25 protein-coding genes are annotated in these 23,186 nt (G+C 65.6%); 5 read left to right on the top strand and 20 right to left on the bottom strand.

Annotation, left to right across the window (positions count from 1 at the left end; translation table 11 throughout):
• Nucleotides 1-27: 27 nt before the first annotated feature.
• The 9 genes from trpA to J4G32_RS14965 all read right to left on the bottom strand — a co-directional run bounded on the left by trpA (nt 28) and on the right by J4G32_RS14965 (nt 8,421).
• Nucleotides 28-867 (bottom strand): tryptophan synthase subunit alpha, encoded by an 840-nt coding sequence (trpA, locus tag J4G32_RS15005; RefSeq protein ID WP_210496141.1) that lies wholly within the window; start codon nt 865-867, stop codon nt 28-30.
• Between the two features lie 79 nt (nt 868-946).
• Complete coding sequence (gene trpB, locus J4G32_RS15000; RefSeq protein ID WP_210496140.1) at nt 947-2,167, bottom strand: tryptophan synthase subunit beta; 1,221 nt, start codon at nt 2,165-2,167, stop codon at nt 947-949.
• A 55-nt stretch (nt 2,168-2,222) separates the two neighbouring features.
• Complete coding sequence (locus J4G32_RS14995; protein WP_210496139.1) at nt 2,223-2,885, bottom strand: phosphoribosylanthranilate isomerase; 663 nt, start codon at nt 2,883-2,885, stop codon at nt 2,223-2,225.
• A gap of 12 nt (nt 2,886-2,897) precedes the next feature.
• On the bottom strand, nt 2,898-3,845 hold the full coding sequence (gene lhpI / locus J4G32_RS14990) for a bifunctional Delta(1)-pyrroline-2-carboxylate/Delta(1)-piperideine-2-carboxylate reductase (protein WP_210496138.1): 948 nt from the start codon (nt 3,843-3,845) through the stop codon (nt 2,898-2,900).
• Nucleotides 3,846-3,852: 7 nt separating this feature from the next.
• The gene (locus J4G32_RS14985) at nt 3,853-4,200 is read right to left on the bottom strand and encodes a lipopolysaccharide assembly protein LapA domain-containing protein (RefSeq protein WP_210496137.1); all 348 of its coding nucleotides are present in this window, start codon (nt 4,198-4,200) and stop codon (nt 3,853-3,855) included.
• Between the two features lie 47 nt (nt 4,201-4,247).
• Nucleotides 4,248-4,556 carry an integration host factor subunit beta gene (gene ihfB / locus J4G32_RS14980; protein ID WP_210496136.1) on the bottom strand — a complete coding sequence of 103 codons (309 nt, stop codon included), beginning with the start codon at nt 4,554-4,556 and terminating at the stop codon, nt 4,248-4,250.
• A 26-nt stretch (nt 4,557-4,582) separates the two neighbouring features.
• Nucleotides 4,583-5,545 carry a signal peptide peptidase SppA gene (gene sppA, locus J4G32_RS14975; RefSeq protein ID WP_210496135.1) on the bottom strand — a complete coding sequence of 321 codons (963 nt, stop codon included), beginning with the start codon at nt 5,543-5,545 and terminating at the stop codon, nt 4,583-4,585.
• Nucleotides 5,546-5,752: 207 nt separating this feature from the next.
• Nucleotides 5,753-7,459, bottom strand: a complete 1,707-nt coding sequence (rpsA, locus tag J4G32_RS14970; RefSeq protein ID WP_210496134.1) for a 30S ribosomal protein S1 — start codon at nt 7,457-7,459, stop codon at nt 5,753-5,755.
• Between the two features lie 329 nt (nt 7,460-7,788).
• A complete protein-coding gene (locus J4G32_RS14965; protein ID WP_210496133.1) occupies nt 7,789-8,421 on the bottom strand; it encodes a 2-hydroxychromene-2-carboxylate isomerase in 633 nt (210 codons plus the stop codon).
• A 195-nt stretch (nt 8,422-8,616) separates the two neighbouring features.
• On the opposite strand from J4G32_RS14965, the gene J4G32_RS14960 reads away from it, so the two are divergent.
• Nucleotides 8,617-9,849 (top strand): argininosuccinate synthase, encoded by a 1,233-nt coding sequence (locus J4G32_RS14960; RefSeq protein ID WP_210496132.1) that lies wholly within the window; start codon nt 8,617-8,619, stop codon nt 9,847-9,849.
• Nucleotides 9,850-9,851: 2 nt separating this feature from the next.
• Nucleotides 9,852-10,394 carry an MOSC domain-containing protein gene (locus J4G32_RS14955; RefSeq protein ID WP_210496131.1) on the top strand — a complete coding sequence of 181 codons (543 nt, stop codon included), beginning with the start codon at nt 9,852-9,854 and terminating at the stop codon, nt 10,392-10,394.
• Nucleotides 10,395-10,412: 18 nt separating this feature from the next.
• Here J4G32_RS14955 and mazF read toward each other — a convergent pair whose 3' ends face one another.
• Nucleotides 10,413-10,763, bottom strand: coding sequence for an endoribonuclease MazF (mazF, locus tag J4G32_RS14950; RefSeq protein ID WP_210496130.1), 351 nt, complete (start codon nt 10,761-10,763; stop codon nt 10,413-10,415).
• Nucleotides 10,753-10,995 (bottom strand): AbrB/MazE/SpoVT family DNA-binding domain-containing protein, encoded by a 243-nt coding sequence (locus J4G32_RS14945; protein WP_210496129.1) that lies wholly within the window; start codon nt 10,993-10,995, stop codon nt 10,753-10,755. Before J4G32_RS14945 ends, mazF begins: the two co-directional genes overlap by 11 nt.
• Nucleotides 10,996-11,271: 276 nt before the next feature.
• Here J4G32_RS14945 and typA point away from each other — a divergent pair, with 276 nt between their 5' ends.
• Nucleotides 11,272-13,104, top strand: a complete 1,833-nt coding sequence (typA, locus tag J4G32_RS14940) for a translational GTPase TypA (protein ID WP_210496128.1) — start codon at nt 11,272-11,274, stop codon at nt 13,102-13,104.
• A 72-nt stretch (nt 13,105-13,176) separates the two neighbouring features.
• Here typA and J4G32_RS14935 read toward each other — a convergent pair whose 3' ends face one another.
• The 8 genes from J4G32_RS14935 to ubiE all read right to left on the bottom strand — a co-directional run bounded on the left by J4G32_RS14935 (nt 13,177) and on the right by ubiE (nt 19,321).
• Nucleotides 13,177-13,398: a hypothetical protein gene (locus J4G32_RS14935; protein ID WP_210496629.1), complete on the bottom strand. Its 222-nt coding sequence runs from the start codon at nt 13,396-13,398 to the stop codon at nt 13,177-13,179.
• A 3-nt stretch (nt 13,399-13,401) separates the two neighbouring features.
• Nucleotides 13,402-13,716: a hypothetical protein gene (locus tag J4G32_RS14930; RefSeq protein ID WP_210496127.1), complete on the bottom strand. Its 315-nt coding sequence runs from the start codon at nt 13,714-13,716 to the stop codon at nt 13,402-13,404.
• Between the two features lie 130 nt (nt 13,717-13,846).
• On the bottom strand, nt 13,847-14,809 hold the full coding sequence (gene cysK, locus J4G32_RS14925) for a cysteine synthase A (protein WP_210496126.1): 963 nt from the start codon (nt 14,807-14,809) through the stop codon (nt 13,847-13,849).
• Nucleotides 14,810-14,883: 74 nt separating this feature from the next.
• Nucleotides 14,884-15,333, bottom strand: a complete 450-nt coding sequence (locus J4G32_RS14920) for an RrF2 family transcriptional regulator (RefSeq protein WP_210496125.1) — start codon at nt 15,331-15,333, stop codon at nt 14,884-14,886.
• Nucleotides 15,330-15,797: a dUTP diphosphatase gene (dut, locus tag J4G32_RS14915; RefSeq protein WP_210496124.1), complete on the bottom strand. Its 468-nt coding sequence runs from the start codon at nt 15,795-15,797 to the stop codon at nt 15,330-15,332. Before dut ends, J4G32_RS14920 begins: the two co-directional genes overlap by 4 nt.
• Nucleotides 15,794-17,005, bottom strand: coding sequence for a bifunctional phosphopantothenoylcysteine decarboxylase/phosphopantothenate--cysteine ligase CoaBC (gene coaBC / locus J4G32_RS14910; RefSeq protein WP_210496123.1), 1,212 nt, complete (start codon nt 17,003-17,005; stop codon nt 15,794-15,796). Before coaBC ends, dut begins: the two co-directional genes overlap by 4 nt.
• Before the next feature lie 2 nt (nt 17,006-17,007).
• Entirely contained in the window at nt 17,008-18,570 is a 1,563-nt protein-coding gene (gene ubiB, locus J4G32_RS14905; RefSeq protein ID WP_210496122.1) for a 2-polyprenylphenol 6-hydroxylase, read from the bottom strand.
• A 1-nt stretch (nt 18,571) separates the two neighbouring features.
• A complete protein-coding gene (gene ubiE / locus J4G32_RS14900; protein WP_210496605.1) occupies nt 18,572-19,321 on the bottom strand; it encodes a bifunctional demethylmenaquinone methyltransferase/2-methoxy-6-polyprenyl-1,4-benzoquinol methylase UbiE in 750 nt (249 codons plus the stop codon).
• A 94-nt stretch (nt 19,322-19,415) separates the two neighbouring features.
• On the opposite strand from ubiE, the gene mutM reads away from it, so the two are divergent.
• Complete coding sequence (mutM, locus tag J4G32_RS14895) at nt 19,416-20,327, top strand: bifunctional DNA-formamidopyrimidine glycosylase/DNA-(apurinic or apyrimidinic site) lyase (protein ID WP_210496121.1); 912 nt, start codon at nt 19,416-19,418, stop codon at nt 20,325-20,327.
• Here mutM and J4G32_RS14890 read toward each other — a convergent pair.
• Nucleotides 20,305-21,720, bottom strand: a complete 1,416-nt coding sequence (locus J4G32_RS14890) for a sodium:proton antiporter (RefSeq protein ID WP_210496120.1) — start codon at nt 21,718-21,720, stop codon at nt 20,305-20,307. The two genes, mutM and J4G32_RS14890, sit on opposite strands and share 23 nt — an antisense overlap.
• 181 nt (nt 21,721-21,901) lie before the next feature.
• On the opposite strand from J4G32_RS14890, the gene J4G32_RS14885 reads away from it, so the two are divergent.
• Nucleotides 21,902-22,693: a class II glutamine amidotransferase gene (locus J4G32_RS14885; protein ID WP_210496119.1), complete on the top strand. Its 792-nt coding sequence runs from the start codon at nt 21,902-21,904 to the stop codon at nt 22,691-22,693.
• Nucleotides 22,694-23,186: the final 493 nt, after the last annotated feature.

The raw sequence follows: 23,186 nt of genomic DNA, 5'->3' as shown, positions 1-23,186 counted from the left end.
TGAGGTCCAGCGGTGACGCCGGTTGGATTATGCGGCGGCGCGCTTGTTGACCGAGCGCACGCCTTCGCTCAATTCCTTCACCAGGGTGGTGACGGCCTCCACCGTGCCTGCCGTGGCCCGGTCATCCGCATCGAGCGTCCCCTTGAGGGCATCGATGAGGGCTGACCCGACGACGACGCCATCGGCGCCACGGGCGACCGCTGCCGCATGGGCACCGCTCTTGACGCCGAACCCGACGACGACGGGCAGGGGCGTGTGCCGCTTGATCCGCTCCACCGCCGTGGCGACCTTGCCGAAATCGGGTGTCGCCATGCCGGTGATGCCGGTGATCGAAACGTAATAAACGAACCCGCCCGTATTGGCGAGCACTGCCGGCAGGCGCTTGTCGTCAGTCGTCGGCGTGGCGAGCCTGATGAAGGCCAATCCGGCTCTCAACGCGGGCAGGCACAATTCGTCGTCTTCCTCGGGCGGCAGATCGACGACGATCAGCCCGTCGACGCCGGCAGCCTTCGCGTCAACCAGGAATCGGTCGCGACCATAGGTGTGGATCGGGTTGAAATACCCCATGAGAATCACCGGGGTCTGGGCATCCTCGTCCCGGAACCGGCGGACCAGCGCCAGGGTCTTGACCGTGTCCTGGCCCACCTTCAGGGCCCGCAGGCCGGCCGCCTGGATCGCCGGGCCATCGGCCATGGGATCGGTGAAGGGCAGGCCGAACTCGACGATGTCGGCGCCGGCCTTGGGCAAACTCTTCAGGATCGCCAGCGACGTCTCCGGATCCGGATCGCCCGCCATCACATAGGTGACGAGGGCGGCGCGGCCTTCCGCGCGGCACTTCTCAAAACGGGCTTCAATGCGTGTTGTCATGGGCGGTCCCATAGCACGGTCTGGCAAAAGTTGACAAAAGTCGGCACGCCCGGCCCCTACGGAACGGGTCGCGTCGCTCTCAGGAGAGACGGGCCCCGAGGATCTCGGCGATCTGCGGGATGTCCTTGTCGCCACGGCCGCTGATATTGACCACCATCAGGTGATCCTTGGGCTTTGCGGGAGCGAGATCCTTGACCCGCGCGAGCGCATGGGCGGGTTCGAGCGCCGGCAGGATGCCTTCGAGCCGGGCGCAGAGCTGGAACGCCTCCAGCGCCTCCTCGTCGGTGGCCGAGATGTAATGCACCCGGCCCATATCGTGCAGCCAGGAATGCTCGGGACCGATGCCCGGATAGTCGAGCCCGGCCGAGATCGAATGCGCGTCCTGGATCTGGCCGTCATCGTTCATGAGCAAGTACGTGCGGTTGCCGTGCAGCACGCCCGGACGGCCGCCCGACAGGGAGGCGGCATGGAGCTTGTCGAGGCCGTGGCCCGCCGCCTCCACGCCGTAGATCTCCACCTCCGGATCGTCGAGGAAGGGGTGGAACAGGCCGATGGCATTGGAGCCGCCGCCGATGCAGGCGACCAGCGAATCCGGCAGCCGTCCCTCGGCCGCCATCATCTGGTCGCGGGTTTCGGTGCCGATCACGCTCTGGAAATCGCGCACCATGGCGGGGTAGGGATGCGGGCCAGCGACGGTGCCGATGCAATAAAACGTATCGGCCACGTTGGTGACCCAGTCGCGCAGGGCCTCGTTCATGGCGTCCTTCAGGGTGCGGGTGCCCGAGGTCACCGGCACCACCTTGGCGCCCAGCATGTTCATGCGGAAGACGTTGGGCTGCTGGCGCGCCACGTCGACCTCGCCCATGTAGACGATGCATTCCAGCCCGTAGCGCGCGCACAGGGTGGCGGTCGCGACCCCGTGCTGGCCGGCGCCGGTCTCGGCGATGATGCGCTTCTTGCCCATGCGGCGGGCGAGAAGAATCTGGCCCAGCACGTTGTTCACCTTGTGGGCGCCGGTGTGGTTCAGCTCTTCGCGCTTGAAGTAGATTTTCGCCCCGCCGAAATGCTCGGTCATGCGTTCGGCGAAATAGAGCGGGCTCGGACGACCAATGTAGTGGGTCATCATGCTCGACATCTCGGCATGAAAGGCCGGGTCCGCCCTGGCGTCCGCATAGGCCTGCTCGAGATCGAGCACCAGGGGCATCAGCGTTTCGGCGACGAAACGGCCGCCGAAAATACCGAAATGCCCGCGCTCGTCGGGTCCGGTGCGAAAGGAATTGGGTTGGGGCTGATTTGTCACGCCGATCCTGCCTTACGCTGCTGCCGCATCGTCAAAAAAGCCGATGCGCGAATGGTCAAATGGCCGGTACGGCAAATGCCGCCCTGGCCGCCTTCACGAATGCCCCGATGCGATCGGGGTCCTTGACGCCGGGCCCGCTTTCCACCCCCGACGACACATCGACCGCGTCGGGCCGCGTCAGCCTGATCGCCTCGGCCACGTTGGCGGGATCGAGGCCCCCTGACAACATGAACGGGAGCGTCCGGTCAAGGCTGTCGATTAGGCCCCAGTCGAACGACAGGCCGTTGCCGCCCGGAAGCGCGTCGGATTGCCTGGGCGGTTTGGCGTCGAGCAGAAGATAGTCGGCAGACGTCAGATAACCAGTGGCGGCCGCGAGATCCTGTGCGGTGGCAATTCCCAGCGCCTTGAGAACCGGCCGCCCGAAGCGGCGGCGGATGAAGGCGACACGCTCGGGGCTCTCGCTGCCGTGCAGTTGCAGCATGTCCGGATCCAGCGCCTCGATCGCGCTGTCGATTTCGGCATCGTCCGCATCGACGAGCAGGACGACCCGGCCGGCACGTCCTTTGGCCTGCGCCGACAGGGCGCGACCGGTCTCGAGGCTCACGTGGCGCGGGCTCTTGGGAAAGCGCACAAAGCCAACGAGATCGGCTCGCGCGGCCAGGGCGGCCTCGAGTGTCTCCGGCGTCGAGAGCCCGCAGATTTTAACGAGATGGTCCATGATGCGCGCAGTCTATGCCGTCGGGGGGAGGCTGCGCCACACCAGCATTGCCGCAGCCAGATCCTCGAGCGCCGTGCCGACCGATTTGAACAGCGTGATGGCGTTCGGATCGCGGGGCGGGACCTCTCGGCAGAGATCGGCAAGATCCCCCAGGACATCCTGTTCGCCGATCGCGCCGCTGCGGATGGCCAGCGCGACGTCGCCGCCTTCCGACAGGGCAGCTGTCGTGTCCACATAGATCGCAGCGCGCTGCAGGGCCGCGTCATCGGCTTCGCGCATGTGCAGATTGAAAGCGCCCACAAGATCGAGATGCGCGCCGGGCTTCAGCCATTCTCCCTTGACGATCGGATCAGCCGACAAGGTCGCGCAGGACACGAGATCCGCCTGCCGGATGGCCGCCTCGAGGTCCTCCGTCGCCGTCACCGGAAGACCTTCCGCGCGCAGGGCGGTGGCAAGCGCCTGTGCGCGCTCCGGGCGATGGTTCCACACCCTGATGTCGCGAAGCGGTCGCTGGCTTGCATGGGCGCGGATGAGAAAGGGTGCGAGCGATCCGGCGCCGACCATCACCATGCGGCTGGCATCCGGCCGGGCGAGAGCGCGTGACGCGAGCGCCGAAGCGGCCGCTGTCCGCCAAACCGTCAGGCGGGTCCCGTCGAGCGCTGCGCGGGGCTCGCCGGTGGCGCCGTCCATCAGCAGGTAGGTACCCAGCACGCTGGACAGATTGCGCGCGCCGTTCTCGGGAAAGACCGACACGATCTTCACGCCCAGAAAACCCTCTCGCGCTGCCACGCCCGTCCATGCCGGCATCAGCAGAAGCGTTGCGGCCGACCCGTCGCGTGCGATCTCATGGTGGTGGCGGACCGGTGTGGCGATATCGCCGCGGAACGCCTCGGCGAGCGCCTCGATCAGAGCCGGAAAGGTGAGGACACGATCAATCTCGGCTGCGGTGACGACGCGCATGATCAGTCTAGAGACGGCTGGAAGGCGACGGCGGGACCGCCGGAAGCGTGCCGCGCGGTGTGTCGGCCTTGAGCCGGTCGGTCTCATAGCGCAGGCTCGTCGCCTCGCGCCGGTAGCGGCGGCGTTCGCGCCGGTGTTTGCCCTGGGCGAGCCAGGCGGCGATGCCGCCGATCACCACGCCGAGCATGACGGCGGCGAAGATCACCGCAAAGAGCGGCAGCGGCACCGCGAATTCGGGCGCGGTCTGCGAAAACGGATCGAGCGACAGGGTCACGATCTGCCGGTTGGCGACCGCGAGCAGCACGATCAGGATCGCGATGGGCAGAAGGACAAGCGCCTTCAGGAAGCGAATCACAGGCAATCCTCTTGAACGTCCGGTCTGTCGAATGACCGGCCTTCTTTCTACTGGGCGGCGGTCTTCAGGACCTTCTGCGGCAGGTTCAGCCGCTGCCGCATTTCCTTCCCGGTCTTGAAGACCGGCACGACCTTCTCGGAGATGGACACCGATTCGCCGGTGCGGGGATTGCGCCCCGTTCGCGCGTCGCGCTTCTTCACGGAGAACGCGCCAAAGCCCCGCAATTCGACGCGGTCGCCACGGGCAAGGGCATCGGCGATCGTGTCGAGAATCGCGTTCACGATATTCTCGACGTCACGTTGATACAGATGCGGGTTTTGCTCAGCGAGTTTGAGCACCAGTTCGGATTTGATCATCTATCGGCTATATGTTTGACGCTGCTTTATTTTTCGGAAGGGTGCCAGACCGCCAGGAGACCGTCAAGCTGAGCCGACTGCGCGCCGGAGGCGGCCCGCCGAAACACCTCGCTCACCCCTGACAGACCGACCAGATCGGAACCCCATGCGGCCATGGTGAAAAGCGAGAGGGGGCTGTCGTCGCGGGGTTTCCAGTCCCGAATCGGCAGGTTCGCGCGCAAGCCCTTCTCGCGTTCCATCCAGGCGACCGCATCGCGTTCGACGCCGACCGAATCGACGAGCTTGAGCGGCACGCCCTGGTGGCCGCTGAACACCTGCCCGGTGGACGCGACGGCCAGTTCCGCATCGCTCAGGCCGCGCCGTTCGCGCACGAGTCGCTTGAACCACTCGAAGGTGTCCCGGACGACCGAATCGATGGCGGCGCGGGCCTCCGGGCTCGTCGGCTGGAACGGGTTGGGCTCGGCTTTCAGAGGAGCCGATTTGATCGTCTCCATCTTGACGCCGACGCGATCCAACAGGGCGGACACGTCCGGGTATTGAAACAGCACGCCGATGGAGCCCACCAGCGAGGTCTCGCGCGCCACGATGTGGTCGGCGGCGATTGCCGTGATGTAGCCGCCCGACGCCGCCGTGCCGTCCACGAACGCCACCACGGGCTTGCGGGCGGCCAGGCTGCGGATATTGCGGAAGAGCTCTTCCGAGCCGGTGGTGGTGCCGCCCGGGCTGTTGATGGACACCACGACTCCCACGACGGACCGCGCCCTGCCGACCCGCTCCATGAGATCGGCCATCGCCTGATTGCCCGTGATGACGCCGGTGACGGAAATCCGCGCCACATGCGGCCCCGCCTCCGTCCAGCCAAGGCGACGGGATGCGAAGAACCCGGCCGTCCCGATGGCCAGCACCAGGGCGAGAATGCCGACCACGCGCCAGAAGCTGAGCTTGCGGCGAAGGCGGCGGCGGTCGGCAATGGCTTCGGCGTCGATCATGGATGGGTCTCGTCGAGTCGATGGGCGGGCGTTCGGGCGCACCCTAGAGCGGTTTTCGATTCTGTTGAAACGAATTTCCACGAAGCCTGCTCCGCGGCGCGGCCCGGCGGATTTGTTTGGCGGCAACAAAAAACCCGCGCGATGACTCGCGCGGGTTGAAAGCGTGCCCCGGGAATGTCCCCGGGGCGACAGGCCGGTGAGGCCCGCTCACTTCTTGTCGGTCTTGGCCTTGTTCAAAGCCGCGCCGAGGATGTCGCCCAGCGATGCGCCGGAATCGCTCGAACCGAACTGCGCAATCGCTTCCTTCTCTTCCGCGACCTGGAGGGCCTTGATCGAGAGGGTGACGCGGCGCGCCTTGCGGTCGAACTGCGTGACGCGGGCATCGAGCTTCTCGCCGGGGGCGAAACGCTCGGGGCGCTGGTCGCCACGGTCGCGGGCCAGCTCATTGCGCTTGATGAAGGTCGAGAGGTCGGTGTCGACGATCTTCACCTCGATCCCGCCATCCTTCACCTCGAGAACCTCGCAGGTGACGATCTGGCCCTTCTTGATCTCGCCGGCTTCCGCGAAGGGGTCGCCCCCGAGCTGCTTGATGCCGAGCGAGATGCGCTCCTTCTCGACGTCCACGTCGAGAACCTGGGCGCGGACCATGTCGCCCTTCTTGAAGTCGTCGATGACCTGCTCGCCCGGACGGTTCCAGTCGAGGTCCGAGAGGTGGACCATGCCGTCGACGTCGTTCTCGAGGCCGATGAAGAGACCGAACTCGGTCTTGTTCTTCACTTCGCCTTCGACTTCGGAGCCGACCGGATGCAGTTCGGCGAACGCCTCCCACGGGTTCTGAAGCGTCTGCTTCAGGCCGAGCGAGATGCGGCGCTTCACCTGATCGACCTCGAGGATCACGACCTCAACCTCCTGCGAGGTGGAGATGATCTTGCCCGGGTGGACGTTCTTCTTGGTCCAGGACATTTCGGAGACGTGGATCAGGCCTTCGATGCCCGGCTCCAGTTCCACGAACGCGCCGTAATCGGTGATGTTGGTGACGCGGCCCTTGAGCTTTGCTCCGACCGGGTAGCGGGCGGCGATGCCCTCCCACGGATCGGCGAGAAGCTGCTTGATGCCCAGCGAGATGCGGTGCGTCTCGTGGTTGATCTTGATGATCTTGACCTTGACGGTCTGGCCGATGGTCACGACCTCGGACGGATGGTTCACGCGACGCCAGGCCATGTCGGTGACATGGAGCAGGCCGTCGATGCCGCCGAGATCCACGAACGCACCGTATTCGGTGATGTTCTTGACCACGCCGTCGATGACCTGACCCTCTTCGAGGTTGGCCACGAGCTCGGAGCGCTGCTCGGCGCGGCTCTCTTCGAGAACGGTCCGGCGCGACACGACGATGTTGCCGCGGCGACGATCCATCTTGAGGATCTGGAACGGCTGGCTGACGCCCATGAGCGGGGTGACGTCGCGCACGGGGCGGATGTCGACCTGCGAGCGCGGCAGGAACGCCACGGCGCCGTCGAGATCGACCGTGTAGCCGCCCTTGACCTGGTTGAAGATGACGCCGTTGACACGCTCGCCGGCCTCGAAGGCCTTCTCGAGCTTGACCCAGCTTTCTTCGCGGCGGGCCTTGTCGCGGGAGATGACGGCCTCGCCCAGCGCGTTCTCGATGCGCTCGACATAGACTTCAACCTCATCGCCGACGCTGACCGTCTGGTCCCGGTTGGGGCCCGCGAATTCCTTGAGGGCGACGCGCCCTTCCGTCTTGGCGCCGATATCGATGACCGCGACGTCTTTTTCGATCGCGACCACGATGCCCTTGACGACTGAGCCTTCGCTGATCTCGTTCGTCAGAAACGACTCTTCGAGCAGGGCTGCGAAATCGTCACGGCTCGGCGAATATTGTGTAGCTGCAGACATTGGTTCTCCTGAACGGCCCAACTTTAAGGGGCTCCACCGGCGGCTCGTGTGACGGGCCGCTTCCAGTCGCCGTTGCCGGGGATGCCCCTGTCGGGCCAGGTCCCCGGCATGCCGCCGCGAAGGGCGGGCCGGTGTGTCTCAATCGACGGCTGGAAACGCTTTTCCTTCAGGACTGGGCATGACCGGGACGCGCTGTCGCGTCGCCCCGTGGATCATGCCCGCTGGCGTCTTGTCGGATAGGAGCGTCGTTTACTGCAAAATGCGAGCGGAAACAAGCGCACGGGAGCGCCTGTCGCCCTGAGCTTGTTCCGCAGCGACGGCTGGCCTCCTCAGACCGGGAAATCGGCCCGCCGCGCCCGGTCGTCGACCGCCCATTCCAGCGCGCGTTCGAGCCTGTCGTTGCCCCAAAACATCTCGCCGTCCTCGGCGATCAGGGTGGGGGCGCCAAACACGCCGCGCGCCTGCGCCTCCTCGCCGATCCGCCGCAGGCGCAGCTTGTTGGTGTCGGCTTCCGCGTCCGCAAGAACGGCCGTTGCATCGAGACCCAGCCCCGACAGGATATCGGCGATGACCTCCCGTTCGGCGATATCGCGCCCGTTGCCGAACTCTTCCGTGAAGGCGATGCGCGTGAAGGCCGGCGTCCAGCCCCGGTCCGATCCGACCAGGGCCACCCGGGCGGCCAGCAGGCTGTTCTGGGGGAAGGGGTTGGGACGGTAGAACGGGATGCGCAGGCGGGCCGCCTCCCGCTCCATGTCGCGCCACATGTAGCGGCCACGGCCGGGAAAGAGGTTGAAGGGCGAGGAGGTCCAGCCCTGGGCTGCGAAGATCGGCCCGAGCAGGAACGGCCGAAAGAGCACGTCCACCCCGGCCATTTCGGTGGCGGCCTCGATGCGCATGGCCGTCAGGTACGAGTAGGTCGAGGCGAAATCGTACCAGAATTCAAGGGTCGGGCGCTGGGCCATGGGCATCTCCTTAAGCCGCGCACCGTCATCCGTTTGGCGGGCCGGAGCAAGGGTTGTGGCGGCATGGGAGCACGGCGGCCCGGGAATGACGGCAAGGCCGGGGCAGCCTGCCGGATGGGTCTGGCCCGTTCCCCATTGCACCGGCCCGGCTTCCCGGCTAAGCCGCGACACGTCATTCATTGCTGGAACACACCCATGGCTCAGACGCGCGTCAAAAAGGTCGTGCTCGCCTATTCGGGCGGCCTCGATACCTCCATCATCCTCAAGTGGCTGCAGACCACCTATGGCTGCGAGGTCGTGACCTTTACGGCCGATCTCGGCCAGGGCGAGGAACTGGAGCCCGCGCGTCAGAAGGCGCTGCTGCTGGGCATCAAGCCAGAAAATATCTTCATCGAGGACCTGCGCGACGAATTCGTGCGCGACTACGTCTTCCCGATGTTCCGGGCCAATGCGCAATATGAAGGGCTCTACCTGCTGGGCACCTCCATCGCCCGCCCGCTCATCGCCAAGAAGCAGATCGAGATTGCCGAGCGCGTCGGCGCCGATGCGGTGGCCCACGGCGCCACCGGTAAGGGCAACGACCAGGTCCGGTTCGAGCTCGGCTATTATGCCCTGAAGCCCGACGTCACCGTCATCGCGCCCTGGCGGGAGTGGGACCTGCGCTCCCGCGAGCAGCTCATCGCCTTCGCCGAACAGAACCAGATCCCGATCGCCAAGGACAAGCGCGGCGACGCTCCGTTCTCGGTCGATGCCAACCTCCTGCACGCCTCGTCCGAGGGCAAGGTGCTGGAGGACCCGGCGGTCGAGGTGCCGGACTATGTCTATTCGCGCACCAACGATCCGGAATCCGCCCCCGACACGCCGACCGTGATCAAAATCGAATTCCTCAAGGGCGACCCCGTCGCCATCGACGGCCAGAAACTGGGCCCGGCCGACCTCCTGGCCAAGCTCAACGCGTTGGGCCGCCTCAACGGCATCGGCCGGCTCGATCTGGTGGAAAACCGCTTCGTCGGCATGAAGAGCCGCGGCATGTACGAGACCCCGGGAGGCACCATCCTGGCGCTGGCGCATCGGGGCATCGAGTCGATCACCCTCGACCGCGGCGCGGGCCATCTCAAGGATGAGCTCATGCCGAAATACGCCGAGCTGATCTATAACGGCTTCTGGTTCAGCCCGGAGCGCGAGATGCTGCAGGTGCTGATCGACAAGAGCCAGGAATTCGTCACCGGCGAGGTCACGCTCAAGCTCTACAAGGGCGGCGTCCACCTCATCGGCCGCGAGAGCCCCTACTCGCTCTACGACCAGGACCTCGTCACCTTCGAGGAAGGCGCCGTCGCCTACGACCACCGCGACGCGGCGGGCTTCATCAAGCTGAACGCGCTGCGCCTGCGGACGCTGGCACAGCGGAAGAAGAAGCTCGGGTTGTAACCATGAATGCGGTCGTCGCCGCCGTCAGCCTCGGCCCGGGCCACACGTTCAGCAAAGCCAATGCACCATCCATCCGGCTTCTGGCCGGGCTCGGAGTGGCGGGTGACGCCCATGCGGGCGAGACGGTCAAGCACCGCTCGCGGGTCGCCAAGGACCCGACCCAGCCCAACCTGCGGCAGGTCCATCTGATGCACGGCGAGTTGCTGGATGAACTGGCCGCGCAGGGCTTTTCGGTCGCGCCCGGCGACATGGGCGAGAATGTCACGACACGCGGCATCGACCTTCTGGGCCTGCCGACCGGGACCGTCCTCAGCCTCGGGTCAACAGCCCGGGTTCTGGTGACCGGCCTGCGTAACCCCTGTCTCCAGCTCGACCGCTTCCAGCCCGGCCTCATGGCTGCGGTCCTCGACCGCGACAGCAACGGCGCCCTGATCCGCAAGGCTGGCGTAATGGCAATCGTGCTGGCCGATGGCGAAATTCGATCCGGTGACCGGATCCAAGCCGCATGGCCGGCTGAACCGCATCGGCCACTGCAGCCGGTCTAGAGGCTGCAGTGGAGGCGGTCAGGCAATCTGAAGCAGCGCCTTTATCTTCGCCCGCGCGTGCGAAACGACGGGCGCTGGCGCGGTGGCGATAAACGCTGCGTCACGGTCTACCCAGGAAAGGCTCTTGACCTGATCCGAGAGGACAAAGCCCGTGACAGACGCACCGGTCGGGAGCGGAACCTCGAAGGGGTATCCCTTGCCCTGGTTGGTGATCGGGCAAAGGACGCAAAGGCGGGACAGCGCGTTGTAGCTGCGAGGCGACAAAACAAGCGCCGGGCGGCGGCCATTCTGCTCACGGCCCGCCTGGGGATTGAAAGTCAACCAGATGAGGTCTCCCGCATCGGGGCAATAGGCCGAACTAGAACTCATTGCCGACCGCCACACCGGTGTCAGTCTCATCATGGATGGTCTTGGGTGTCATTTCCGCCAGGAGATCTGCGAGAGTGTAGACCGGTACATTCTCCGCAGGAGTGATGACTAACCTACCGTTCTCGATCGTGAGATCGGCGGAAGTGCCTTCGACCGCGTGAATTTGGCGCGCGAAGGCACTTGGGATGCGGAGCGCAACGCTGTTGCCCCATTTCGCAAAATGAACGATCATCGCCTTCTCATACCTGCCCACCACACTTGTATCTACAATGAAGATACCTCATCTGACGGTGAGATCAAGGTCATCGTCAACCTTCGGCGAGACGCTTGGCCCGTAGGATCAAGCCCCCGCCCCCCCTCTTGCCAGAATCTCCCGCCCGCCCTATTGCGGCCGCTCTCTCGGCACTATATTGCAACGCAACAGATTTCCGCCCGGTTCGAGCCAGGGGCGCGGGGAGTATCCACCGCGAACCGGGCCATTTTGCTTTGAAAGCCTCGAAAGACTCTCATGAAGCTGCGCAACATTGCCATCATCGCCCACGTCGACCACGGGAAAACCACCCTCGTCGACAAGCTCCTGTCGCAATCGGGAAGCTTCCGTGAGAACCAGCGCGTGGAAGAGCGCGCGATGGATTCCAACGACCTCGAGAAGGAGCGCGGCATCACCATCCTGGCCAAGGCGACATCGGTCGTCTGGAAGGACACCCGCATCAACATCGTCGACACCCCCGGCCACGCCGATTTCGGCGGCGAGGTCGAGCGTATCCTGAGCATGGTGGATGGCGCGATCGTGCTGGTGGACGCGGCCGAGGGGCCGATGCCGCAGACCAAGTTCGTGGTGTCCAAGGCCCTCAAGATCGGCCTCAAGCCGATCGTGGCCATCAACAAGATCGACCGTCCGGACGCCCGCCACATCGAAGTCGTCAACGAGGTGTTCGACCTCTTCGCGGCGCTGGACGCCACTGACGAGCAGCTCGATTTCCCGATCCTCTACGGCTCGGGCCGCAACGGCTGGATGGCCGAGGCGCCCGAAGGGCCGAACGACCAGGGCCTCGCGCCGCTCTTCGACATGGTGCTCCGTCACGTGCCGCCGGCCAAGACCGAAGAGGGCCCGTTCCGGATGCTGGGCACCCTGCTCGAGGCCAACCCCTTCCTGGGACGCATTGTCACGGGGCGCATCTCGTCGGGCTCGGTGAAGCCGAACCAGTCGATCAAGGTCATCGATCGCGAGGGCAAGCTGGTCGAGACCGGCCGCGTCTCCAAGATCCTGGCCTTCCGCGGCCTTGAGCGTCAGCCGATCGAGATCGGCGAGGCGGGCGATATCGTGTCCATCGCGGGCCTCGTGAAGGGCTCCGTGGCCGACACCTTCTGCGCCATCGAAAACGAGATCCCGATCCAGGCCCAGCCGATCGATCCCCCGACCGTCACCATGTCGTTCCTCGTCAACGATTCGCCGCTTGCCGGCACCGAGGGCGACAAGGTCACGAGCCGCATGATCCGCGACCGCCTGTTCAAGGAAGGCGAGGGCAACGTCACGCTGAAGATCGAGGAGGCGTCCGACAAGGATTCGTTCTTCGTGTCAGGCCGCGGCGAGTTGCAACTGGCGATCCTCATCGAGACCATGCGCCGCGAGGGCTTCGAGCTCGCCGTCTCCCGTCCCCGCGTGGTGTTCACGAAGGACGAGGCGACCGGCGAATTGCTCGAGCCTATCGAGGAAGTCGTCATCGACGTGGATGAGGAATATACCGGCGTCGTCGTGCAGAAGATGTCCGAGCGTCGCGCCGACATGCTGGAAATGCGTCCCTCCGGCGGTAACCGTCAGCGTCTGGTGTTCTACGCTCCCACCCGCGGCCTCATCGGCTATCAGGGCGAGCTGATGACGGACACCCGCGGCACCGCGATCATGAACCGGCTGTTCCATGCCTACGAGCCCTTCAAGGGCGAGATCGCCGGCCGCCGCAACGGCGTGCTGATCTCCAACGACAGCGGCGAGGCCGTGGCCTACGCCCTGTGGAACCTCGAGGATCGCGGCCCGATGATGATCGAGCCGGGCTGGAAGGTCTATCAGGGCATGATCGTCGGCGAGCATAACCGCGAGAACGATCTCGAGGTGAACGTCCTCAAGGGCAAGAAGCTCACCAACATCCGCACCACCTCGAAGGACGAGGCCGTGCGCCTGACGCCGCCGATCCGAATGACCCTCGAAAAGTCGCTGGCCTGGATTCAGGAAGACGAACTGGTCGAGGTCACGCCGAAATCCATCCGCATCCGCAAGACCGTTCTCGACCCCAACGAGCGCAAGCGCGCCGAGCGCTCGTCGAAGGAAGTCGTCCCGGCCTGAGCATTTCGTCAGTCATGAAAAAGGCCGCCCTCGGATCCCGCGGGCGGCCTTTTTTTGTCTGATGGCTGGCTGTCAGCCGCCGGTTGAACCGGTTGCGTCCGGATCGCCAGCATCCGCGAGACTCCCGGCGCCCGGGGTCGCCTCCTCGTTGGTCAGGTGCGGCTTGGCGTGGGGTCCGGCAGCGGGCTGGATATGAGACGAGGGCGTCTTGCCGGATTGGGGCGACGTGTTGGAACTCTCACCTTCAGGCTTGTCGTCTTTTGGGATCTCGCCCTCTTTTGGCATCTGGCCCATGGGTCAGCCGCCTTTTTTCGGCGGGGTCTTTCCCGTGGCCGCGTCGACCATGGCCTGCTTTTCTTCAGGGGTCAGGCTGGCATCCGACAGATGGCGGGTGGTCTCGGGAGTTTCGGCCGCCGTCAGCGCGGAGTGATCCTCGTCGCGGTTGTTGCCCTGGATCGCCTGACGAAACGCGTAGGCCTCTCCACCCGGTTCGTCCCACACCTCGCGCATGGTGGCGTTGGCCTCGGCTCCGTCCAGACGATGGCTGTCCGCGACAGGCTCGCGGTCGGTCGTCTTCGTGCCGGTGGCGGGCTGCGCTTTTCGGTCGCTCATCCTGGACTCCCTGGGTTGTTGTCAGAACAACCCGACCAGGCATCAGAAGTTCTGGTCAAGCTTATGGCGACCGCGTTCCGTCGATACAAAAAGGGCGGCCGAAGCCGCCCCTTGAGAGCCCTCGCGTGACTTACAGTCCTTCGAACAGGGCACTGGAGATATAGCGCTCCGCAAACGAGCACGCGACCGTGACGATCCGCTTGCCCTTGAATTCCGGCCGCGCCGCGAGCTCAAGCGCCGCCGCCACGTTGGCGCCGGTCGAGATGCCGCCGGGAATGCCTTCCAGCTTGGACAATTTGCGGGCGGTCTCGAAAGCGGTCTGGTTGCCGACCGTGACGATCTCGTCGATGACCGAGCGGTCGAGCACGTCGGGGACGAAGCCTGCGCCGATGCCCTGGATCTTGTGCGGGCCGGGCTGGCCGCCGGACAGAACCGGGGAATCCTCAGGCTCAACCGCGATGATCTTCAGGTTCGGCAGGCGGGGCTTCAGCACCTGGCCGACACCGGTGATCGTGCCGCCGGTCCCCACGCCCGCCACGAAGGCATCGAGTTGTCCGTTGGTGTCGTTCCAGATCTCCTCGGCGGTGGTCCTGCGGTGGATGTCCGGGTTGGCCGGGTTCTTGAATTGCTGCGGCATCACCGAATTGGGGATTGTCGCCAGCAGCTCTTCGGCCTTGGCGATGGCGCCCTTCATGCCGAGCGGGCCGGGCGTTAGCTCAAGCTCCGCGCCGAGGAAGGCCAGCATCTTGCGGCGTTCGATCGACATGGTCTCGGGCATGACGAGGATCAGGCGGTAGCCGCGTGCAGCCGCCACGAAGGCAAGCGCGATGCCGGTATTGCCGGATGTAGGCTCCACGAGTGTCGAGCCGGGCTTGATGGCGCCGGAGGCCTCAAGAGCGTCGATCATGTTGACGCCGATGCGGTCCTTGACGCTCGCAATCGGATTGAAGAACTCGAGCTTCACCAGAATTTCCGCATCCACGCCGTATTCCTTCGGCAGCCGATTGAGGCGAACCAGCGGCGTGTTGCCGATCGTGTCGGTGATGGAGCCGTAGATCCGGCCGCGGCCGGGCTTGGATTCGGTGTCAGCCATGAATGTCTCCTGATAGGCGTGCTACGTTCTACCGTGTTTCACATGTAGTGTCGATAAACCCGGTAAATCACATTTCAAATCGTGAAATCGATGGGCATCCGAATGTCGATCGCGCCGGCAGCCTGGGCCCGCGCACACAGTTCCTCAACGGTAACGGCGTCCAGATAGGCGAGAAATGACTCGATGCCCTGGGCCACGAGAGGGTCAATGACCCTCTCGGCGAGCTTCGAAACCGGGACCGCAGAGGGAGCCTCTTCATCCGGCGCCGCCATGGCGATCCGGACGATCTCGCCCGCCGTGATCCGCCGACGTTCCCGCGCCAGTTCATACCCGCCGCGGGGTCCCCGTACGCCTTTCAGGATCGCCGCGCGAACGAGGGCCTGCAGAACAGGCTCGAGATGGCGGGGGGGCAGGTCGTGGCGGGCGGCCAGCGCCTTCGCGGAAACCGCCTGCGGACGGGCATAGAGCGCGATATCCGTGACCGCCGTGATCGCCAGACGCGAGCGCCGCGACAGGAGGTTCATGAACCGCCCTGCGACAGGCCGGTCGATCCAAAACCGGATGCGCCGCGCGACGTCTCCGGGACGGTCTCGACCGGGACGACGGCCACCTGCGTGACGGGGGCGACGACCATCTGGGCCATCCGCATCCCGCGGGCCACCGTGAAGTCAGAGGCGCCGAAATTCACCAGAATGACCTGCACCTCGCCGCGATAATCCGAGTCGATGGTGCCGGGCGTGTTGAGCACGGTGACGCCATGCTTGAGCGCCAGCCCTGAGCGAGGCCGGATCTGGGCCTCGAACCCGGGTTCAAGCGCGAGGACGAGGCCGGTCGGGACCAATGCGCGTCCCATTGGCGGGATGACGATGGGTAGGTCGACGGGCAGCGCCGCGACGAGATCCATGCCGGCAGCGCCCTCGCTCTCGTAGCGCGGCAGGGGAAGGTCCTGCGCATGGGCAAGGCGGCGAACGAGCAGACGCCCGGTCATGATGGCGACGACTTCAGGAGGGCGCCGACCGCGCTCACGAGGCGGCTGGCAACCTCGGCTTTCGACAGGGTCGGCCAGGTCTCGATGCCGGTGGGGCCGACGAGATGCACCGTATTCATGTCGCCGCCCATGACGCCGCCTTCCGCCGACACGTCGTTGGCGACGATGAGATCGCAGCCCTTGCGGGCGAGTTTGGCCTTGGCATTCGCGATGACATTCTGGGTCTCGGCCGCGAAACCCACGACGAGTTCGGGACGGCCTTGCGTGCGGTGCGCGATGGTGGCGAGGATGTCGGGATTTTCGGTCAGCGAGAGGGGCTGCAGCGCGCCGCCATCCTTCTTCATCTTCTGAGCGCCGGCATGGACAACGCGCCAATCGGCGACCGCTGCGGCGAAGATGCCGATATCGGCCGGCAGCGCCATTTCGACCGCCGCCAGCATGTCGCGCGCACTTTCCACATGAACGGTGGTGATCCCGGCCTGATCGGGCAGCGAGACGGGCCCCGAGACCAGCGTCACGCGTGCACCTGCGGCGGCAGCAGCGCGCGCGATGGCGTGGCCCTGCTTGCCCGACGAGCGGTTCGCGATGTAGCGCACCGGATCGATGGGCTCGTGCGTCGGCCCGGAGGTGATGAGCACGTGCCGTCCAGCGAGCGGTCCGGTCGGCGCCAGAACCTGGCGGACCGCATCGGCGATTTCGAGGGGCTCGGCCATGCGGCCCGGGCCGGTCTCGGCCTCGGCCATGGCGCCGTCATTGGGGCCCACCACGCGCACGCCGTCAGCCTGCAATGTCGCGAGATTGCGCTGCGTCGCGGGATGCTGCCACATGCGCACGTTCATGGCGGGCGCCAGGAGGATCGGCAGGGTGGTGGCCAGCAGAACAGTCGACGCGAGATCGTCCGCGTGGCCTCCCGCCATACGGGCCATGAGATTGGCCGTGGCCGGGGCGACAACGACAATATCCGCATCCCGCGCCAGACGGATATGGCCGATATCGGCCTCGTCTTCGCGGTCGAACAGGTCCGTATGGCTGCGTTGCCCGGAGAGGGCGGAGGCGGCGAGCGGCGTCACGAAAGCCTGCGCACCCGCTGTCAGGATGCACCGCACGGAGGCGCCGCGTTCGCGCAGGCGCCGGATGAGGTCGAGCGCCTTGTAGGCGGCAATGCCGCCGCCGATCACCAGAAGGACGCGCTTTCCGGCCAGGACCATGGTCAGAACTCTCCGAACGCGATGATCATCAGGGACAGCGCGATGATCCACAAGGCCGCCGTGTTCCAGCCGTGTCCGCGGGATCGCCCCGCGACCCTGCCCGCATCGTCCCGCGCGAGGTTCCTGGCCGTCAGATCGTCGACACGGGCCAGGATCCGTTGTGCCCTCAGGGCCATGTCGGGCAGGTCGGCGGCAAGGCCCGCAAGCGTCATCAGGCCCTTGCCAGCCTCCTCGATGCGACCGACCGGTCCGATATGGCGCTCCATCCAGGTCCGCACGACGGGCTCGGAGGTCGTCCACATATCGAGTTTCGGATCAAGATTGCGCGCGACGCCCTCGACCACCACCATGGTCTTCTGCAGCATGACGAGTTCGATGCGCGTCGCCATGTCGAACAGCGCGGTGATCTCGAACAGCAGGGTCAGGAGCTTTGCCATCGAGATTTCGTCTGCGCGGCGGTCGTGAATGGGCTCGCCGATCGCGCGGATCGCCTGGGCAAAATCCTCGACCGAATGATGCGGCGGCACGTAGCCGGCCTCGAAATGCACCCGCGCCACGCGCAGATAGTCGCGCTGGATGAACCCGAGCAGGATCTCGGCGAGGAACCGGCGTTCCTTCATGCCGAGCCGGCCCATGATGCCGAAATCGACCGCCACGAGACGGCCTTGGTCATCCACGAACAGATTGCCGGGATGCATATCGGCGTGAAAAAAACCATCGCGGATCGCGTGCCGCAGGAACGACTGGATGACCGTGCGGCCGAGCGCAACCCGGTCGAGCCCGGCAGCCTCGATGGCCGCCACGTCGTTGAGGCGGATACCGTCGATCCAGGTGATGGTCAGCACGTCCCGGGCGGTGAGGTCCCATTCGGGTTTCGGGACCCGGAAATCGAGATCGTCCTTGGTGTTCTCGGCTAGCTCCGAGACGGCCGCCGCCTCGAGCCGCAGGTCCATTTCCACCGAGACGGAACGGGCCAGTGCATCGACGATCTCGACCGGTTTCAGCCGCCGGGCATCCGGCACCCAGCGCTCGAACAGGCGGGCCGCCGCCCGCATGGCCTGGAGATCGCGCGCAAAGCCTTCGCGGACGCCGGGTCTCACCACCTTGACGGCGACCGTCAGGTCGCCCTCATTCGTGCGGATCACCGCCTTGTGGACCTGTGCGATGGAGGCCGCCGCCAGCGGTTCGCTGAACGCCACGAACATCTCGCTCAGCGGACGGCCGAGCGCGCTTTCAACCACGCGCACGGCCTCTGCCCGGGGAAAGGGCGGCATGCGGTCCTGCAGGCGCTCCAGATCGAGGGCCGCCGCCGCGCCGACGATATCGGGGCGGGTGGCCAGAAACTGCCCGAACTTCACATAGGACGGCCCGAGACGTGTGAGCGCCGTCGACAGACGCGCGGCACTGTCGCCCCCGCTGCGCCGCTCGATCATCCGTGCGACGCGCAGGCCCAGCCGCGCCGAGGGCGGCAGGGCGTTCGGATCGATGAGGGAGAGGGCGCCTTCTCGCGCCAGGACGAAACCCGCGCGGGCGTTGCGGGCCAGATGGACGAGGCTGCCGATCACGTCAGATCTTCCAGCCGGAATGAATGTTGACGACGCCGCCGGTCAGCGCCCGGTGCGTGACGCGTTTGAACCCTGCCGCCTCGATCATCCGGGCGAAGGCCGCGGGCGTGGGGAACCGGCGGATCGATTCCACCAGATACTGGTAGGATTGCGAATCCCCGGTCACCATCTCTCCCAGCTTGGGAATGACGTTGAACGAATAGGCGTCGTAGATGCGGTCGAGCAGGGGCACGTCGACTTTTGCAAATTCGAGGCACAGAAAACGGCCGCCGGGCTTCAGGACCCGATGGGCCTCGCGCAGCGCCGCGTCGATGCGCGGCACGTTCCTGATGCCGAACGCGATCGTGTAGGCATCGAAGGACTTGGATGCGAGGGGCAACTCTTCGGCATTGGCCTCGACGAAATCGATCCGGTCGGCGAACCGGTCGCCCGCGCGCTCCTGCCCGACCTTGAGCATGTCGCCGTTGATGTCGAGCACGGTGACGTGCGTCTGGGTTCCGCCGGCCTCAAGAATGCGGAAGGCGACGTCGCCCGTGCCGCCAGCAACGTCGAGATGACGGAAGGGCCGGTCCCGGGGCGGCCGGACGGCCGTGACGAGGGCACTCTTCCAGAGCCGGTGGAGGCCTGCCGACATGAGGTCGTTCATGAGGTCGTAGCGGCTCGCGACCGAGTGGAACACCTCGTTGACCTTGCCCTGCTTCTCCTCGAGCCGCACGGACTGGAAGCCGAAATGGGTCTTCTCGTCGGTCATGGTCGTCACGCCTCACATCATCTGTGTGGCGATCCATAGCGGAAGCGCGCCCGAAACGCTATGTGAAGGCCGTCGCGAACCCGAGAGATGGTTGATGCCTGAACTGCCCGAAGTGGAAACCGTCCGGAGGGGTCTGGAGCCCGCCATGGTGGGTGCGCGCTTCACGGAGGTGGTGCTGCGCCGACCGGACCTGCGCTTCCCGTTTCCCGAGCATTTCGCCGACCGCCTGCTTGGCCGCGAGATCACGGCGTTGGGCCGGCGGGCCAAATATCTGCTGGCCGACCTGTCGTCGGGCGAGGTGCTGGTCATGCATCTGGGCATGTCCGGTCGATTCCTGGTGACAAATGGCGGCACGACGATCGCCCCGGGCGAATTCGCCCTGCCGGCTGGGGATCTCGCCACGCACGATCACGTGGTCTTCCGGCTCTCGAATGGTGCGACCGTGACCTATAACGATGCGCGACGGTTCGGCTTCATGGATCTGATCCCGCGCGCCGAACTCGAGACCAGCCGCCATTTTGTGGGGATGGGAATCGAGCCTCTCGGCAACGAACTCTCGGGCGAGACCATCGCGCGGCTCTTTGCCGGCAAGCGCACGCCGCTCAAGGCGGCGCTGCTGGATCAGGGCCTGATCGCCGGGCTCGGCAACATCTATGTGTCGGAGGCGCTCTTCCGGTCCGGCCTCCATCCGGAGGCAGCAGCGGGCTCGCTTGCTACCGCCGCGGGCAAACCGACGCAGAAAGCGCATCTCCTTTCCGACTCCATTCGGGACGTGCTGAACGAAGCCGTCGTGGCGGGAGGCTCGACCCTGCGGGATCATGCCCAGGTCGATGGCACGCTCGGCTATTTCCAGCACCGCTTCCGGGTCTATGACCGGGAAGGCGAGGCCTGCGTCACGCCTGCCTGCACGGGCGTCGTCCGGCGCATCGTGCAGTCCGGCCGCTCGACCTTCCTGTGTCCGCACTGCCAGCGGGCAGCCCGCCTCAGAAGAACACGAGCGTCGTGATCAGGAAGACCGGCAGCAGGATCGTGCAGGACCACAGCAGGTAGCCGAAGAAGCTCGGCATCCTGACGCCGCCTTCACGGGCGATGGCGTAGACCATGAAGTTCGGCGCGTTGCCGATATAGGAATTGGCCCCCATGAAGACGGCGCCGGCCGAGATGGCCGTGAGAGTCACAGCGCCCGCCGTCATCAGCCGCTGCGCGTCGCCGCCGGCGAGCTCGAAGAACACCAGATAGGTCGGGGCGTTGTCGAGAAACGACGACAGCCCGCCCGCGAGCCAGAAATAGGCGGCGTTGTTGGGGCTGCCGTCGGAATGCGTGACCAGCCCGACAAGGGGCGCGAAGAGCCCGTCGGCGCCCGCCCGCAGCATGGCCAGCACCGGGATGATGGTGATGAAGATCCCGGCGAACAATTTGGCGACCTCGACGATCGGCCCCCATGAAAAACCGTTCTCCGTCCGCAACGCGGCGGGTGTCGCCCGGAGAGAGACAACCGCCACGGCGATCATGGTCAGGTCGCGCAGCAGGTTGGAAAATTCGATCTCGCTGCCCAGCACCGTGATCCGGCCGAGATCGAGCGTTGCGCTCATGAGGATGGCGGCAATGACGACTGCCAACAGCCCGAGATTGACCGCGCCCACGACCCGGATGGGTGAATCCGGCGTGGGGTCGGGCCGGATGACACCCTCCTTCCGGTAGATCGCCCAGTCGACCACAAAGAAGAGGGCCAGCAGGATGCCGGCGACGAACAGCGTCTCGCGCCACAGGTTCTGCGTCGTCCAGAAGAAATCGACCCCGCGCAGGAAGCCGAGGAAAAGCGGCGGGTCGCCGAGCGGCGTCAGCGAACCGCCGATATTCGACACCAGGAAGATGAAGAAGACGATGACGTGAACGTTGAAGCGCCGGTTGTCATTGGCCCTCATGACCGGGCGGATCATGACCATCGAGGCGCCGGTGGTGCCGATGAGGCTCGCGAGAACCGCCCCGATGGCGAGCAGCGCCGTGTTGGCGACGGGCGCCCCGTGGATATTGCCCCGGATCACGATCCCTCCCGACACCGTGAACAGCGCCACCAGCAGAAGAATGAACGGGATGTATTCGAGGAAAGCGGTGTGCGCGAGGGCCTGCACGGCCGTGGCAGGGCCGATGAAGAGCATCATGGGACCGAGGACAAGCACGGCCCAGAGGGCAGCGATCTTCCCCTGGTGGTGCTCCCAGGCATGGGCCGCCAGCAAGGGCATCAGCGCGATGGACAGCAGGATCCCGACGAAGGGCAGGGCCCACAGGGCACCCAGGGTGCGACCGTCGAGTTCGGCCGCCGAAGCGGCATTCGGCAGGGCTGCGAACAGGACCGCCAGGCCCACCGCCGCAAGCCGGCTCGTCGCCGGTCGAACCATCTCACACCCCCCGTGGCTGCCGGCTGTCCCGGCTCGTTGCGCCTGCGCTCGGTTCTTAAGGGAAGCCCGCATGGGCCGCAACGGCCGGGCCGTTAACCGGCTGTTCACCCTGATCCGCACAGGTTAGATTGACACAACAGGACATGAAAGGCGCCTTGAGAGCGCCTTGGGGACCACCGGAATGTGCCGTTTCCTTGCCTATCGGGGAGAGCCGATCTTTCTCACCGACCTCGTCTGTGCGCCGTCTCATTCGCTTGTTCACCAATCGCTTCACGCAGCAGAGGCGAAGACCGAGACCAACGGGGACGGGTTCGGCCTCGGCTGGTATGGCGAGCGCAGCGTGCCGGGCCTCTACCGGGAAGTCCGACCGGCCTGGTCGGACGAAAATCTCCGCAGCCTCTGCGATCAGGTCCGCTCACGCCTGTTCTTCGCCCATGTGCGCGCCTCGACCGGCACCGCGACGACCCGCGCCAATTGCCACCCTTTTGCCAATGGCCGGCACCTGTTCATGCATAATGGCCAGATCGGCGGCTATCATCGGATCAAACGCCGCCTTGAAGCGCTGATTCCCGATGAGCTGTATGACGCCCGCGTGGGAACCACGGATTCGGAGGCGATCTTTCTGCTCGCCGTCGCCAACGGCCTGTCGAACGACCCCGTCGACGCCATGGCCCGAACGCTCAAGCAGGTGCGCAGCCTGATGGCGGAGGCGGGGATCGAGGAGGCTCTCAAGTTCACCGCCGCGGTCGCGGACGGCGAAAGCCTGTGGGCCTTCCGCTGGTCCTGCGACGGGCAGCCCCCGACCCTCTATTTCCGCGAGGCGGAAGGCAGCCTCCTGGTTGTCTCGGAACCCATCGACAAGGACGCGAGCACGTGGCGCGAGGTCCCCAAGGGCTGCAGCCTGGTGGCGCGGGCCGGAGCGGCCACGCAGGTGCGCTGCCTCAACGAGACCATGGCGCAGATCGCCGCCTGAGCGCGACGGCACGCTGTCGGATCGTGGCCCTCCAGGAGGCCATATTTGCACTTGCATTGCCGGCGAAATGGGGTATTCCTCCGGCCCCTGCCACAGGGGGCGCGAGGGCGCGAAAGATGCCCTGAGGCGTCCCGACAGACAGGGCGAGTGCAAGCGGTATCCGCGCGCTCCACATCTGACACATCAAAGTATCCGACTGATCGGCCTGCGTAACCTGATTCGTCGTCCAGGCTATTCGCGGCGGGTCATCCTGTATCGTTTCGGTTCCCGTACGCGCCAAGCCCGTGCCCGCACGCGGTTTGACTGTCCGTGACGGGCTGAAAGCCTGCCGGACGAAAAAATATGATCGCGGCCGCATTTTTGTGTTTGACACGACGTGATGAGCGGCTTTATAAAGCGGCCATCGACGGGGCGCCGCACTGGTTTTGGTTTTGGTTGCTTTGTTTGAATTATCTTAGAATTTGGCGGCATTGTCCGGGACATGTTTTTTTCC

Source organism: Microvirga antarctica (genome assembly GCF_017921815.1).
Taxonomy (GTDB): domain Bacteria; phylum Pseudomonadota; class Alphaproteobacteria; order Rhizobiales; family Beijerinckiaceae; genus Microvirga; species Microvirga antarctica.
This window is presented reverse-complemented; position numbering and strand designations above follow the sequence as displayed.